At 31.9% G+C, this 14328-nt stretch carries 12 protein-coding genes; 3 read left to right on the top strand and 9 right to left on the bottom strand.

The genetic code is table 11. The features are described 5' to 3' along the window. Window positions 1-21: 21 nt before the first annotated feature. Window positions 22-1230, bottom strand: coding sequence for a glycosyltransferase family 4 protein (locus NSIN_RS01045; protein ID WP_101008951.1), 1209 nt, complete (start codon window positions 1228-1230; stop codon window positions 22-24). A 200-nt stretch (window positions 1231-1430) separates the two neighbouring features. Here NSIN_RS01045 and NSIN_RS01040 point away from each other — a divergent pair, with 200 nt between their 5' ends. Then, a complete protein-coding gene (locus NSIN_RS01040) occupies window positions 1431-2159 on the top strand; it encodes a polysaccharide deacetylase family protein (RefSeq protein ID WP_245871856.1) in 729 nt (242 codons plus the stop codon). A 73-nt stretch (window positions 2160-2232) separates the two neighbouring features. Continuing rightward, window positions 2233-2835: a GNAT family N-acetyltransferase gene (locus NSIN_RS01035; protein WP_101008949.1), complete on the top strand. Its 603-nt coding sequence runs from the start codon at window positions 2233-2235 to the stop codon at window positions 2833-2835. A gap of 86 nt (window positions 2836-2921) precedes the next feature. Here NSIN_RS01035 and NSIN_RS01030 read toward each other — a convergent pair whose 3' ends face one another. From NSIN_RS01030 to NSIN_RS01020, 3 genes are all read right to left on the bottom strand, one after another. Next, complete coding sequence (locus NSIN_RS01030) at window positions 2922-3932, bottom strand: GDP-mannose 4,6-dehydratase (RefSeq protein ID WP_320410661.1); 1011 nt, start codon at window positions 3930-3932, stop codon at window positions 2922-2924. Between the two features lie 130 nt (window positions 3933-4062). Next, entirely contained in the window at window positions 4063-4806 is a 744-nt protein-coding gene (locus NSIN_RS01025; RefSeq protein WP_101008947.1) for an ABC transporter ATP-binding protein, read from the bottom strand. Then, on the bottom strand, window positions 4807-5544 hold the full coding sequence (locus tag NSIN_RS01020) for an ABC transporter permease (protein ID WP_165775212.1): 738 nt from the start codon (window positions 5542-5544) through the stop codon (window positions 4807-4809). A 167-nt stretch (window positions 5545-5711) separates the two neighbouring features. On the opposite strand from NSIN_RS01020, the gene NSIN_RS01015 reads away from it, so the two are divergent. Beyond that, entirely contained in the window at window positions 5712-6707 is a 996-nt protein-coding gene (locus tag NSIN_RS01015; protein WP_101008945.1) for a glycosyltransferase family 2 protein, read from the top strand. 55 nt (window positions 6708-6762) lie between these two features. On the opposite strand, the gene NSIN_RS01010 is transcribed toward NSIN_RS01015, so the two are convergent. From NSIN_RS01010 to NSIN_RS00990, 5 genes are all read right to left on the bottom strand, one after another. Next, a complete protein-coding gene (locus tag NSIN_RS01010) occupies window positions 6763-8304 on the bottom strand; it encodes a sulfotransferase family 2 domain-containing protein (RefSeq protein ID WP_245871864.1) in 1542 nt (513 codons plus the stop codon). Between the two features lie 164 nt (window positions 8305-8468). Then, window positions 8469-9509 carry a methyltransferase domain-containing protein gene (locus NSIN_RS01005; protein ID WP_101008943.1) on the bottom strand — a complete coding sequence of 347 codons (1041 nt, stop codon included), beginning with the start codon at window positions 9507-9509 and terminating at the stop codon, window positions 8469-8471. A gap of 58 nt (window positions 9510-9567) precedes the next feature. After that, window positions 9568-11361 carry a glycosyltransferase family 2 protein gene (locus tag NSIN_RS01000; RefSeq protein WP_101008942.1) on the bottom strand — a complete coding sequence of 598 codons (1794 nt, stop codon included), beginning with the start codon at window positions 11359-11361 and terminating at the stop codon, window positions 9568-9570. Between the two features lie 16 nt (window positions 11362-11377). Continuing rightward, a complete protein-coding gene (locus NSIN_RS00995; protein WP_101008941.1) occupies window positions 11378-12676 on the bottom strand; it encodes a glycosyltransferase family 4 protein in 1299 nt (432 codons plus the stop codon). A gap of 17 nt (window positions 12677-12693) precedes the next feature. Next, window positions 12694-14274, bottom strand: coding sequence for a glycosyltransferase family 39 protein (locus NSIN_RS00990; protein WP_101008940.1), 1581 nt, complete (start codon window positions 14272-14274; stop codon window positions 12694-12696). Window positions 14275-14328: the final 54 nt, after the last annotated feature.

Raw genomic sequence — 14328 nt, 5'->3', positions numbered from 1 at the left:
GTTATTCGGTTGATATTGATATTAGTTATTTCTAAATAATTGTTGAATTATAAAAGATAAACGCATACCTATTTTTTCAAAAGCTAGATTTTCTTCCACAAATTTTCTCCCATTGAGTCCCAACGTCCTGCACAAAACCTGATTGGACGCTAATCTAGATATAGCTTGAACAAAGCCTACTAAGTCCTCTGAATCTACTCTGATTCCTGACTTTGTATTTTCTATGTATTTTCCAGGCGATCCATTTGAACAACATATTATTGGTCTCCCAACAGCCTGATACTCTAGTAATTTGGTAGGTAATGTTGAATTTAAAGCATATTCATTTTTCATTGGTGCAAGCAGTACATCAGCTTTTGATAATTCAATGTAGATCTGATCAAGTGGAACAATATTTGTATCAACTATAAAATTCTCAAGTCCCATCTTTTCTTTTTTCTCATGAAGCAAGGTTTGAAGTGTTCCTCTTCCTCTAATTATAAATTTAATGTTTTTATTTTTCAATTCTTTGGCTGCCTTTAAAATCAAATCAAAATCATATGATTCCACCAAAGAGCCAGAATACATTAAAACAAAATCATTTTCACTTTTTTTATCTACATATTTGTAAATGTTCGTATCTACTCCATGAAGCAAAACCTCTATTTTTTTTCCATTTATGTTATACGAATTACAAATTAAATTCTTAGCTTCATCAGTTAACGGTAAGATATATTCAGGATAAGAATAGGAAAACTTTGCCAGTTTATCAAGGATATACCTGAGCATTCCTGATTTCACATAACCACGTTCATAAATTGCCTCAGGCCATAAATCATCTACAACGCGGATCACTTTTCCCCCTCTTAATTTTGAATAAACATATGCTGGTATGATGGCGAAAAGATTCGGTTCTGATGCAAAAATCACATCAGGTTTTACATGAAATAGTGGAAATAATGAGGAAATTATAAATGCAAAATGCAAAATGATTCTATTTCTTGCTGACGTATGTAATAACGAAGGAATCCATACTTTTATAACATTAAAACCATATGCAGTTTCTTTTTTCATAGTTTTTTTTCTATTAATTTCAGAAACCTTGGCATGTAAATGAGGATGGGCAGTAATCACCGTTACTTCGTAACCTTGCTGAGCCAGACACAATGCATAATTGTATGCCCTCGTACCGCCACCCGAAATATCCGGAGGAAAATATTGGGAAATAATCAAAACTTTCTTAGCTGACATTTTTCAACATGGAAATACACTATTATAGATATATTAATGATTAAGGTGTCATTTGTAGTTCAAGTTATGGTTGTAATATAAATAATAACAATCATCTCTAAGAATTGGTAATGATTCAAAATATGATGTCTGTGGATCTAGAAGACTATTATTGTGATCTTCCATTTCATACATGGAACAAATTTCAAAGTAGAGTAGTCATGACAACAAAAACTCTACTTGATTTATTTGATAGGTATAAGATACGTGCTACTTTTTTTACTTTAGGATATATTGCTGAAAAACATCCAGAACTTATAAAAGAGATAGTGTCTAAAGGTCACGAAATATCAAGCCACGGATATTATCATATGGATCTTAGAAGCATGACTAAGGATTCATTCGAACAAGACCTTGTGAAATCACTTGAAATACTTAGGACGATTGGAGGCGAAAAAGTTCTTGGATTTAGAGCGCCATTTTTTTCAATCTCAGAAAATAATCTCTGGGTTTTTGAAATTATGAAAAAATATCTAAAATATGATTCAAGCATATTTCCCACAAAGACTCCTCTTTATGGCATATCTCATGCTATACGGAATCCATATATGATATCTAACGAAAATCCTTTGAAGGAAGAACTAAATGGTCCTTTACTTGAAATTCCTATGGCAACACTGCGTATTCCTTTTTTAGGTAACCTCCCTATTGCTGGAGGGTTCCATCTAAGATTTTGGCCAACTAGTCTTCTAAAACTAGGAATTGCTAAAATAAACAAATCTGGTTTTCCTGCCATGATTTACATTCATCCAAAAGATCTAGATCCCCATATGCCTAGAGTACCTGAATATGCATGGCATTACTATTGGGGATTAGATAACGCAACCAAAAAATTTGAATCATTGCTGAAGAATTTTCGATTTTCATCAGTGCGAGAAGTCATGTTCTAAAGTTGTGTCATGTCAATAAATCCAAAAAATAGGTGTATGAAAATTAAATAACAGCACAATTATTCTAAGATAGATGACAATAATAGAAGTAAATGAAAATACAAGGCTATTGCTTGTACGAAGCGGATTTTCATCTAATATTTTAGATAATTGTAATAATTCTAGGTTCCTAGCAATTGAAGAAATTGACAAGAAGATAATAGGAGTGTGTTTTGTCGGTGGAATATTAAATTCGAATGGAATTGAAATTCTTGAAGAATTTCGTGGCAAGGGTTTGGCAAAAAAATTACTAAACGAAGTACTTGAAGAATGTAAAAAAAGACATATTTCATTTATGGTGGGAGTTTTCAAACCTACTAATGTAGTCTCAATTAAAACGCATATCAAAATTGGTTATGTCCCAGTATTTGCTTTCTATTATAACAAGATTGAAGGCCAAGAAATAGTAGTAATATTGCCTCTAAATAAAAAAGGAGTTTTTCTAATGAAACTGCTCGGATTCTTTAATACAAGAATGGGGAACTTAATTTTTGCTATTCTTTTAAAAATGTTAAACCCTTTATTGAAAAATCTAATTGCTTTTAGTGGAAGCAAAATGCCCAAAATAGAATTTTTTTATGCCGTTAGGAATTTTAACAAAGTTCAAAAAGTAATGTCGGATATTAATTTGAATTAGTAAATTATACAAATTCGTTATTTTCTAAGAAATACTCCTGTCTTTTATAATTTTGATTAGATAGTTACAAGAAATTGTCTCCAATTCTATATCTTAACCGAACGCCTATCTGGTGTTACATCCCATGGAAACTGTTCGCCTTTCAGCCATCTATTCCATCTTGAGATATCTTCTTCTACCATTATTTTCACTATGTTCTTTAACGAAGTCTTAGGCTTCCATCCTATCTTTTTTCTAGCTTTAGTATAGTCGCCTCTCATATATTGGACATCAAAAGGACGGAAGTTTTCCTTAGATGACTCAATCTTGGAGATGGAAATACCTGCAACTTTGCATGCTTCGTTAACAAAATCCTTGATTGAATGCACTCTATTTGTAGCAAGTATGTAGTCATCAGATTTCTTTTGTTGCAACATTTTCCACATTCCTTCCACATATTCTGGGGCATAACCCCAATCTCTTTTTGCAGAAAGATTACCTAGTTTCAATGTTTTTTCTAATCCAAGAGAAATTTTTGCCACTCCGTTAGAAATTTTTCTAGTTACAAATTCTACTCCTCTGATTGGAGATTCATGATTAAAAAGAATTCCATTCGTTGCATACATGTCATATCTATTTCTATACATATTGACAGTCCAATATCCTAATACTCTGGCAATTGCGTAAGGGCTGACAGGATGAAATGAGGTTTTTTCATTTTTAATTTTTGATTTTTCTATACCATACATTTCACTTGATGATGCATGATAGAATTTGATCTTTGGATTAAATTTTCGCATCTCATCAAGAATTCTGATTACGCCTAAACCAGTTGTATCATATGTATATAAAGGCTGATCAAAGGAAACACTGACGTAACTCTGAGCAGCCAAATGATATACTTCGTGAGGATCTGAATTTCTTACAGCATGTGATAGTGATTCCACATCTGTCATTTCTACAGGAATCAAATTTACTCTATCAAAAACTCCTGTATAGTGTAGCCTCCAAAAATTATTCGGTGATGATAATTTTCTAAATGTTCCAAAAACTCTGTATCCTTTTTTAAGGAGGAATCTTGCTAAATATGCCCCATCCTGGCTAGTAATACCAGTAATTAATGCTCGTTTAATGACTATTACCTCACAGAATTGCTATGCGTAGATTGTTAAAAATCTAATGCTGCATTTTCTTTAATATTTGAATAACTACAAAATCTTCCTTTCATGCAACTGCATGTTTTTACGATTATTTTAGATGTAAAGATTTCGTATATGCTTCAATTACATCTCTTGGCGTACCTACTAACTCACTCTTTCCATTATTTAGAAACATTGCCCTATCACATTGATCTTGAACTGGTCTCATATCATGAGTAACTAACAATATGGACTTTCCTCTTTTCTTAAATGAAATTATTGCATCAAATGCCTTTTGTTGAAATGACAAATCACCTGCATAAAGAATCTCATCCAGAATAAGAATATCAGGATCTACTTGCACTGCCGTAGAAAATGCTAATCTTGAATACATCCCGGATGAAAAATTTTTTAATTTCGTGTCTGCAAACTTTTCTAATTCTGCAAATTCCATTATTTGATCTACTCTTTCAAGTATCTGTTTCTTTTTGAATCCTAATAGAATTCCGTACTGAACCACATTTGTTTTAGCGGTAAGATCTAATTGAAAACCTATGCCCAAGCCCAAGAGTGGAATTAACAATCCATTAACTCTAACGGTTCCTGTGTCTGGCTTATAAATTCCTGAAATAATACGAAGCAAAGTAGTCTTTCCAGCTCCATTTCTACCTATTATGCCAAACATCTCTCCTTTTTTTATTGTAAAATTAATGTTCTGCAATATTTGTAGATCCTCATAATATTTTTTTTTGTTGAACCACCCAACTAATGCTTCAAAGACTGAATTCCGTTTTTCATGATAAATTCTGAAGGTCTTGGTAACATCTTTTACCTCAATAGAAATTTCTGACATCTATAATTCCTCTATTATTTTTGGTTCTAGCTTTTTAAACACAATGTATCCTGTTCCAAATATTGCTAGTACTATTGCAAGACAAGTTAGTATTGATTCACTACTTGGAATAGTATTGTATAATACAAGATCATGTGTCATGTCGATAATTCTCACCATGGGAGAAAAGTAAAGTATATCTTGAATTTTTGAAGGCAAAATATCCGATTTGTAGAATATTGGAGTGAGAAAGAATCCTAATTGTAAAACAACAGTCCAAATAAATTGTATGTCTCTATAGCGTACATTCAAAACAGAGAGAGGAAGAGATATGCCCACAATTAAAATAAATTCAAGACATACTACGAATGGAAGAAGAAGAGCAGTTATTGGTGGAATGAATTGAAACGCTATGAGGAAAACAGCAAATGCCATCATTTCAAAACAAAACATGAATAATGCTGTAAGTGCGGAGCTTAGTGAAGGAATTTCTCTAGGAAGATAAATCTGTGTTAGTATGCTACTTCTGGTGAGAATACTGCCTAATCCAGTCTGAGTACCTCTTGCAAACATATTCCACATTATTATTCCCACAAGAATGTATAGGGGGAAATGTTCTATCTTGGAATTAAATAAATTGGTAAATATGATGTATAACGTTGCAAGTATTAACAAAGGTTCTAAAAATGTCCAAAAGAATCCTAATATGGAATTTCTATATCTTATTTTAAGATCTGATATTGCAAAATTATATATCAAAGATTTTCCTTTCCAAAGTTTTGTTCTAATATTGGCCAGATAGTTCTACCAATTGCTCTCAATTTCAAATTCCATATTAGTATTCTCTATTTTGCATGAATGTCTTAGAGGTATATTCGATAATTTGTTAAAAGAGTAAATAAGACATTTACAAATAAGAGTAAGATATGTCATGTGAAAAAGTATCCTATGTGGTAGTGAGTTATAACAGTGAAAAATATCTTGAAAAATGTCTGGATTCTATTCTTTCACAATCTCATAAATTCCATGAGATCATTATAGTGGATAATAATTCTATTGACAATACCTTGTCAATTGCTGGCCGATTTTGTAATATTGATGAAAAAATTGAATTAATCTCAAATAACACTAATGAAGGTTTTGCAACAGCTATCATACAAGGTGTTTCAAAATCATCTGGAGAATATGTTGCAATTCTGAATGCTGATGTATATCTTGATCCCCAATGGTGCAGTTTTTTACTTGAATCATTTTCTAAAGATGACAAAATCGTTTCGGCGTCAGGTAATGTATTGCTTCCTGATGGTTCTCTTCAAAGTGCAGGAGGTATGATGGATAAATATGGTGCCGTAATACAACGTGGCTCGTCTTTATATGAGTCTCTGAATTTAGAAAAGAACTTTCCAATTTTTTATAATGATGGTTCTTCATTCATTTTAAGAAAAAAATTATTTGAGTCAATTGGGCTTGATACAAAGTTATTTCTGTATTATGAAGATGTTGATCTATCGTGGAAAATCAATATGTTCGGTTATAAAATAAGCCATGTTTCAAAAGCCATTTCTTATCATGATGTGGGTCATTCTTTTTATGATATAAATCCACGAAAATTTTATTTTATAATAAAAAATCGACTCTATTTATGTCAAAAGAATTATTCTCTGTCAACTCAAATGCGTAGACTTCCAGTTATATTTTTCTTAATTTTAATTGATGCTATAATTTATGATATTTTCAAACCTCAAAAAGGCTTTATCATACAGTTTTTGAGAGCAATTAAATGGAATATTTCCAATTTAAAATATATTGTTAAAGAACAAAAGAAATTAAATGCAAAACGAATCCTGACTGATGATCAAATAGATGCAAACTTGATACCAAAATCTATAGAGTTATCCATTATTACAAAGAAACTAGGTTAATCCACATTTGTGTTTTGAGATTTAGTAAAAAGGTTATCAGAATAGCACAAAATTATTATCTAATATTTCGAAATTCTGATGAATCCTGTAGTATTTGTGGCATATCTTCTAATTTGATTATTCCGTTCATGATTTGTGCAAAATAATATTCCAAACCCTCAAAATCAGGTTTTCGTCTCAGGTATTCTGTATAATATCTTGAGATTCTACCTTTAACATTTTTTTCATATTCTGCTGAAACGATGGGAATAATAGTGATCTTATCTAATGCAATTCCTACCTCTCTATTTTCATAACCAGGATTCAAGGATCGGAGATTTAGTGTATCTTTAATCATCAATGTCAACTGAGTAAATTTCTTATCATTTTTCAGTGATTCCTTAGACACTATTGTCTCTATAATTAATGGTGTGATATCAGGATAAATAGGATTATGGATATTTTGGACCAGAAATAAACTTTCCATTGACACTCCATTAATCAAAAGTCTTAAACTATCACGAATTTCTATAGACGCTTGTCCGATAATACGTAATTGAATTCTGAGATCACTTTCTGGAGAAAGAGGTAAATCAATTGTTGATATCGTTGTTGGTCCGGTCCATCTGTAAAATTTTTTTGCCGCATCATTAATTTCTCTTCTAAACCATCCGGTTCCAAACATTTTTTGACTAAAATCAAAATTGATAGAACTGGTACTGTTTTCATAGTGATAGTCAAAGTGTTCCTCATAATGTTTTTCTAAGAGCACATACATCATTTCCCTAAATGATAACTTATCTAGATTAGGCTTGTAATATCTTTCTTTAAGATCATCCATCATTTGAAAAAGGCGCTGTTCAAACAATTCTTTAGCATATTCATATAATTCATAATCTAACTTTGTATATTCCTTGATTATTTTCATAGTATGTTCACTTATGTCGTGCATGCTGGTCTTACGTGGTGCTACCATTAAATTCCAAATAGATCTTATTGGTTTCCACCCAAAAGTATAATACAACAAAAATAATGATTCCTCAAATCTTTCAACTAATCCAAAAAATGAAAATTCTAAGAGTCTTTGTTTGGCGGTTTGTAATAATAACTCATCAGAAATATCTGGATGTATAAATTCCTCTACTGTGTCAAAGAAAAAAGCTCTTTTATTCATTTTATAGTATTGTGCAATAGATCTTATGTCTAAATCAACAGCTAGGTGTCTAATTTGGTAATTAGTAAACACTGGAATTTTTTTGGGATCTTGTAATGCAGAATCCGAAGTTTCTATTTCTGAAAGAAAGTTTTCATGTACCCAATTGTTAGTTGTAGGTGCAAGCTTCATGTGATCATAGTATGAGATTGTTCTTTGTATAGGATCACGTAACATGGTTAGATAAAGAATATTTTGTGGAATTATTTTGTATATTGTGTGACCGAAATGACCACGTATCAGCTTATACTTTGTAAAATCCTCAGGAAGATCTAATATCAATTTTCGGTATACCTGTTCAGGAAATATTGATTGATAATCAAAAAAACTATCAAGAACAGATGTAAATGTTGTGCCGGCAGTTTTTGGTATATGAAGAAAATATAAAACATCATTTTGTTCCAATTTAACTGGAAACTTTGTTCTACTCAAATTATTTGATTTTAGGTTTCACTCTATTTATACAACACAGTTAGTATGTGTTTGAAATTCTATTCTGAACCAATTCTCTTTCAGAAAGAGAAGTTCAATTTATTATCCTTGGTGAATTCTACCTCAAATTGATTTCTTTATTTATTGTGCAATTCATTTTTTGGTTTCCCAACTGAATACCAAAAAAGAACTGGCACCTTTTTTAATTGCGTATATTCATTATCTTTATTTATTAAAAATTCTAGATGTTCTACAGCATCTTTATCTCCTTTTTTAAACTCATCAATATTATTCCAAAGTATTTGATATGCTATCCCGCCATTCAAATCTCTTTCATAAATTATATCAAAATATTTTGAAAATAGGGGTCGTATCAAATCCGAATGAATGGCTTCTGTCGGCTCTACACGAAAATTCTCTATTGGAGGACGTAATGAATGGGTTGATCTAAATTTAACTGGTAAGGATTCCATTATCTCTTGCATCCTTTTTACATGTTCTTCAGAATATTGGTTCCTTGAAGGTCCTACATATTCCCAATTGAACATGAGACCATTAGGTTTCAAAACCTCGGTGAGTCGTTTTAATGCATATTCTATATTTTCGGCGTGATGTAGGATTGCTACATTAAAAACAGCGTCATATTCTGCATTTGAAATATTCTTCATCTCATTTATGTCAGAAATAAAATAATTGATGGGTCTATTTCCTTTTTGTTCTTTTGCTGTTGTCAAATATTCCTCTGAAATATCAAAAGCATCAAAATGCTTGGCTATTCCAAGATCAAATAGCGTGCGCTCTACCCAACCATTACCGCATCCTACAACAAGCACCTTGTGAAATGGTATGTATTGTTTAAAGCGTTTTGGAATGTCTTGCATCCAGTTAGTATTTTCATCGCCTGTAGAAAGTCTATTGAGATAAGATTTGATTTCATCCAAATGATTCCAAAATTGTGCTGAATAATGACTAAAGTATGCTATATTCTTACTCTCATCTGATTCTATGATTGATTCTGTTACTTCTCTCAACGTCATACGTTTTTCCACAAGTGAGGTTATGTAATGTTCAAGACCCTCTTTGTCAGGGGGTCTCAGGAGAACCTCACGATATAAGGTATCAAGAAACTCCTTGTATTTCCTAACTTGATTTTCGTTATGTTTTTGTTCTTTTATCATAAACACTCTTCATTTTGAATCTTGAAGTTTCTCTAATATTAATACAGTCAAAGGGCAACTAACTGATATCAATTTTATAATCCCACGTTAAGTTTGGATTGTAAAACGGATCTCCCTTCTTGACCATAGGCCATTTCTTTACAAAATGATAATGGTTTTCTACTGTGTAAAATCTGGTTGAATGTTCCTTAATTTTACTAGATCCCTCATGTAGTATCCTAGCGTATGGTGTGTATACTACTCTGTATCCTCTTTCTATTGTCTTTAAACAAAGATCCGTATCTCCATAATAAAGATCAAAATTATTGTCAAAACCTCCAATCATGTCAAAAACTTCTTTTTTTATGAGAAGACAAGCTCCTGTTACAGAAGAACAATTCCTTACTGTATTTAGAGATCCAAAATATCCTGGATTGTTACCGTTGACTCCTTGTAGAGGATGAAAACCAGCACCTGATGGTAGTATTACCATTCCTGCATGTTGTATCATATTATTTGAAAAAACTAGTTTTGCACCTACTATGCCTATTCCTTTTTGCTGACAAATCTTTACCATTTCTGTCAACCATTCTGGTTCAAGTATTGCAGTATCATCGTTTAAAAATAATAAATAATCTGTTGACAATTTAGATGCAACTAAATTATTCATTTTAGAAAAATTGAAAGGATGTTGATATCTAATTATATTATGTGGTAAAGATGTAAGATAAGACAATGTCTCCTTGTTGGAACTATTGTTATCGATTATGATTATTTCATAATTCTTATACGAAGTTTTGATCTTGAGGGTTTTGATACATCTTTGAAGTAAATCAAAATTATCTTTTGTTGGTATTATGATGGATACTTTTGGTTCGTTTTTCAAGGTAAGATCAATCTTGAAGGTATTCTCTATCTTTCCTTTTTTCGGAATTCCTTCTAAATTCCTACGTTTTAGTGTTCTTGAAAGAACTTCCAAAACTTCTTTTTCATAAATTGTTGCAGAACGGATCCTTTTCTCACAACTTATTAGTACAGTTGGAATATGACATATTTTATCTGTAATTTCTGTCAAACGTAAAAGCAAGTCATAGTGGTTTGTTTCAAGCAGTTTATCATTAAAACCTCCAGATTGAATAAAAATCTTCGAATTCACTAGATAAAAGTTTGATATGTAATCATAACTCAAAAAAAGATCAGGTGACCAGTCTGGCTTAAAGAAAGGATTTATTCTTCTATTTTCACTTAATTGATCCTCATCAGAATATATGATATCATAGTTTTCATTTGTACTGTTCAAAGACTTGATTATTAGATACAATGCATTTTTTGTCAAAAGGTCTCCAGATGTCATGAACATCATGTAATCCTCATTAATTGACATACAAAGTTGGTTTAGATCATTTGATGTAATCAGAATTTGATGTGAAATACTTGATTTGGTTGATGACATCAACTCGGAAGCATCACGAATGTCCTCATCACTGGAGTGAAGGTATACCTTTAGATTTCTATACGGCTGTGAAATGATAGATTTTAATGATTCTTTTAACTGGTCTTTGTTTCTTTCAGTAACTTGAAGTATAACTGCAATTGTAGGAAGTTTGGAGAATTTTGATAGTTCTTCCTCAAATTCCTTTTCTTCGAAGGCATGTATTTGATGAATTCTTAACCACTCATGATATGCTTTAACTTGTGAATATGGCTGCTCTTTTCTAGGAAAATCAGGATCAGGAGAAAAAATTGCCAATTTTTCTCTTTTCAATTGTAAATATGCTGCATTGATAAAATAACTAAATCCAAACTCACGTATTGTCACAGATGCCAATCTTGAAAGTTTCAAAAATTTTTTGTATCTTGATTTGAGAGTCATTTCATCAAAATTTGTGTTAATTTGAGTGCGTCATCAACCATTCTTTGAATGGTAAAAGAAAATCCTTTACGTCTGGATTTTCTAATCCTACTTCCCTTGCCCATGGTATGATTCTTGAATAGTCAAACTGAATAAGATCTTGTCCTGATATTTCTCTGAGACCAGGAGTTATGTTGCAAATTGTAGTAAGTGTTCTGTAAGCAGACAAATCAAGTGATTCATCATAATCAAAATTATTCTCATATTTTACAGTAGTTCTTATCAATTTTAATAATTCTGATGCTGTTGTTTGCCATGAATATTTTCTTGATGTTTTTAATGCACCATCTGCTAAGATCAACCTCAATTTTTCATTTCTGGAAACTTCAATAATTTTATCTGCTATGTCAGAAGTATCATAAGGGTTAACATACATTCCTCCGTCTCCGACTATCTCAGGAAGACCAAATACATTGGAAGTAATTACTGGTATTCCACAAGACATTGCTTCAACTGCTGGCAAACCAAATCCTTCATGCAGTGATGGAAAAATTAATGCGTCTGCTCCCTGTAATAACTCTACTAAGTGTTCTTCAGAAACAAATCCAAGTATTATTACTCCATCTATGGACTCTGCGGCATTGTATACCTGAGGTTCCATTTTTCCTACTATAATCAACTTTTGTTTAATGCCTTCTCCGCGTGCCTTCTTGAAAGCCTCTAACATTCTAAGTATGTTCTTTCTGGCAAAATTGGTTTCACTTAAGTGAATAAAATATGGAGAATCTCGTATGAAGAATTTTCCAAGAATTTTTTTTCTAGCTTTAAATTTATCTGGTGGTGGCTTGAACTGATCATGGTCAACTCCTAATGGAATTACATGTATCTTTTCTTCCGGAATTCTCAGATATTGTATCATTTGTTCTTTTTCGGAGTTTGAAGCTACATGAATTGTCATTACATGATCTCCAAATCTTTCCCATTTGGGAACTTCTCTCTCTATTATTGGTTTATTGATTTTCCAATCTTCTTTTGTTCTGTATACCTGTTCGCCTAAAATAACCTCATCAATTCCAATTAAGCCTATCATGAGATTGTTACATGATAATGATCCCTCGCGCGGAAATTTGTATCCTCCCATGTTGGGTATGCTTACACAATCAAAATGTTCGTTAAAGTCACCAATACCTATGTCCTCATACTTTAATGCAGCTATCGTGAAGGTTTTTTCTATATTCATAATTTTACCCATCTCGAGAAATACCTTTTTCGCAATAAGGTTCAAACTAGTAGCTTTTGCCAGTGAACCGTAGTCTACTGTTATTCCTATTCTCATAACGAATTAAATTAGTACTAGGTATTAGATTCTTTATCTAAAGGAATTATTTCTTCTTTTATTAATAATTTCAAATAGAGTAGTGATGGTATCAATATTATGGAAAGTACTATTGATGTTAAAATTGGGCCTAAGATTTTTAATAAATACAAATCTGCCTGTAGACCACTAAACTCCAATATTATTGACTGTGTTAACTGACTATTCTGAAACGTCCAAAAAACTGATGGATCGAGATGAAGTGGATACTTTCCTATTGGATCTAATCCGAATAAACCCTTTGTACCTCCCATTTGGCCCCACACAAACCAAGTTACATCTTGAATTAACCAAGCAAAGGAAAAAAAAGATCCTACTATAGAAGTGATGATTACAAACAGCCTGAAAGGTATGTTGATTCTTTTTTGAATACTTGCTCCTAGAGGGATTATTAAAAATGGTATTATTGTTAGCATGTATCTAGCACTCCAGGCAATAAAGCCATGCCAATGAAACCATGTACCAAAGAAGATCAATAATGCTGCAAAATAACTCAATATGAAAATACAATCCTCTCTATTTTTCTTGTAAAAATCAAATAAAGAAATGAATGCACTAAACAAGATGGGTGAGAAAACAAAGATGCCTGCACCTGGACTAAATAATAAACCAAATATTCCTACCTGAATGGGAGTACTGTGTCCTATCACCACACCGGTGGCATATGCAAAACCATACACAGAACCTTCTACAGCACCAGCCAAGAATCCATGTCCAAATCTTACTATACTTACCAATTCCAATATGATGGCAAAAAAAGCTAAAGGTATAGCAAAACTTGTAATGTTTTTTAGTTTGTTAGATGTTCTCATTATGTCATAAATAACATATCCAACCAGTATTGCCACAAAAATTCCCATGTCATATCTTACGGTAACACCAAAACCTAGTGACAGACCCATAAAAAATAGGTTAATGGCCGAATAGTTTTTCTTAAATCTTCTATAAAATAAAAACGCTGTTAAAATTAATAAAACACTTTCTACATTACTAAAAGCAGTAGTACTATATGCCCATTCTATGCTAGCAAATGCATATACAAAAGAAACAATAGCAGAAGTTTTCTGACTATACTCATACGTACGACAGATTAAATAGAAAACAGCTACGGATAAGGAAGCTATGACGGGACCATAAAATAGGTAAGTAAAAGTTTCCTCATGGGTTTCGCTATTTCTCCACCATACATAAAAAGAATCATTGAAATCATTTGTACTAAAACCATAGCTTGGAATGATATGAAAATTTTTTTCAATTATGAGAAAAGGCATGTATGATATAGCATGTCCTATGGGAGTCTCTGAGCAAAGTATTCCGTTTTTACAGATAGATGCAGTGCCATTCCAATAACCATGATTTTGAATGAAAAGACGTACTTCTGGTGGAATATTGTCTTGTGCAGGCATATTATTTACTATTTGATCTGCTTGAACAAATGGAAAATATTCGTCTGGAGTTGCCCTGTGTCCATGTGAAGTAAATGAATAAACACTAAAACTAATGAGCAAAATTAAAAGAAAAATCTTATGATCTTTGGTCTTTATAATCAATCTAGTCATAATTTCACAGAATATGAAATTTTACAATGGACTGGATTAAATGAGAAAAACAAA

The organism is Candidatus Nitrosotalea sinensis (assembly GCF_900143675.1).
GTDB lineage: Archaea > Thermoproteota > Nitrososphaeria > Nitrososphaerales > Nitrosopumilaceae > Nitrosotalea > Nitrosotalea sinensis.
The sequence above is the reverse complement of the archived record's forward strand: the minus strand, read 5'-3'. Positions and strand labels throughout refer to the sequence as shown.

What these genes read in the sequence shown, in the direction of transcription:
- NSIN_RS01005 (WP_101008943.1), bottom strand. Translation starts at nt 9,509, where the DNA reads ATGATAAAAGAACAAAAACATAACGAAAATCAAGTTAGGAAATACAAG.
- NSIN_RS01040 (WP_245871856.1), top strand. Translation starts at nt 1,431, where the DNA reads ATGACAACAAAAACTCTACTTGATTTATTTGATAGGTATAAGATACGT.
- NSIN_RS01000 (WP_101008942.1), bottom strand. Translation starts at nt 11,361, where the DNA reads ATGACTCTCAAATCAAGATACAAAAAATTTTTGAAACTTTCAAGATTG.
- NSIN_RS01045 (WP_101008951.1), bottom strand. Translation starts at nt 1,230, where the DNA reads ATGTCAGCTAAGAAAGTTTTGATTATTTCCCAATATTTTCCTCCGGAT.
- NSIN_RS01015 (WP_101008945.1), top strand. Translation starts at nt 5,712, where the DNA reads ATGTCATGTGAAAAAGTATCCTATGTGGTAGTGAGTTATAACAGTGAA.
- NSIN_RS00995 (WP_101008941.1), bottom strand. Translation starts at nt 12,676, where the DNA reads ATGAGAATAGGAATAACAGTAGACTACGGTTCACTGGCAAAAGCTACT.
- NSIN_RS01025 (WP_101008947.1), bottom strand. Translation starts at nt 4,806, where the DNA reads ATGTCAGAAATTTCTATTGAGGTAAAAGATGTTACCAAGACCTTCAGA.
- NSIN_RS00990 (WP_101008940.1), bottom strand. Translation starts at nt 14,274, where the DNA reads ATGACTAGATTGATTATAAAGACCAAAGATCATAAGATTTTTCTTTTA.
- NSIN_RS01035 (WP_101008949.1), top strand. Translation starts at nt 2,233, where the DNA reads ATGACAATAATAGAAGTAAATGAAAATACAAGGCTATTGCTTGTACGA.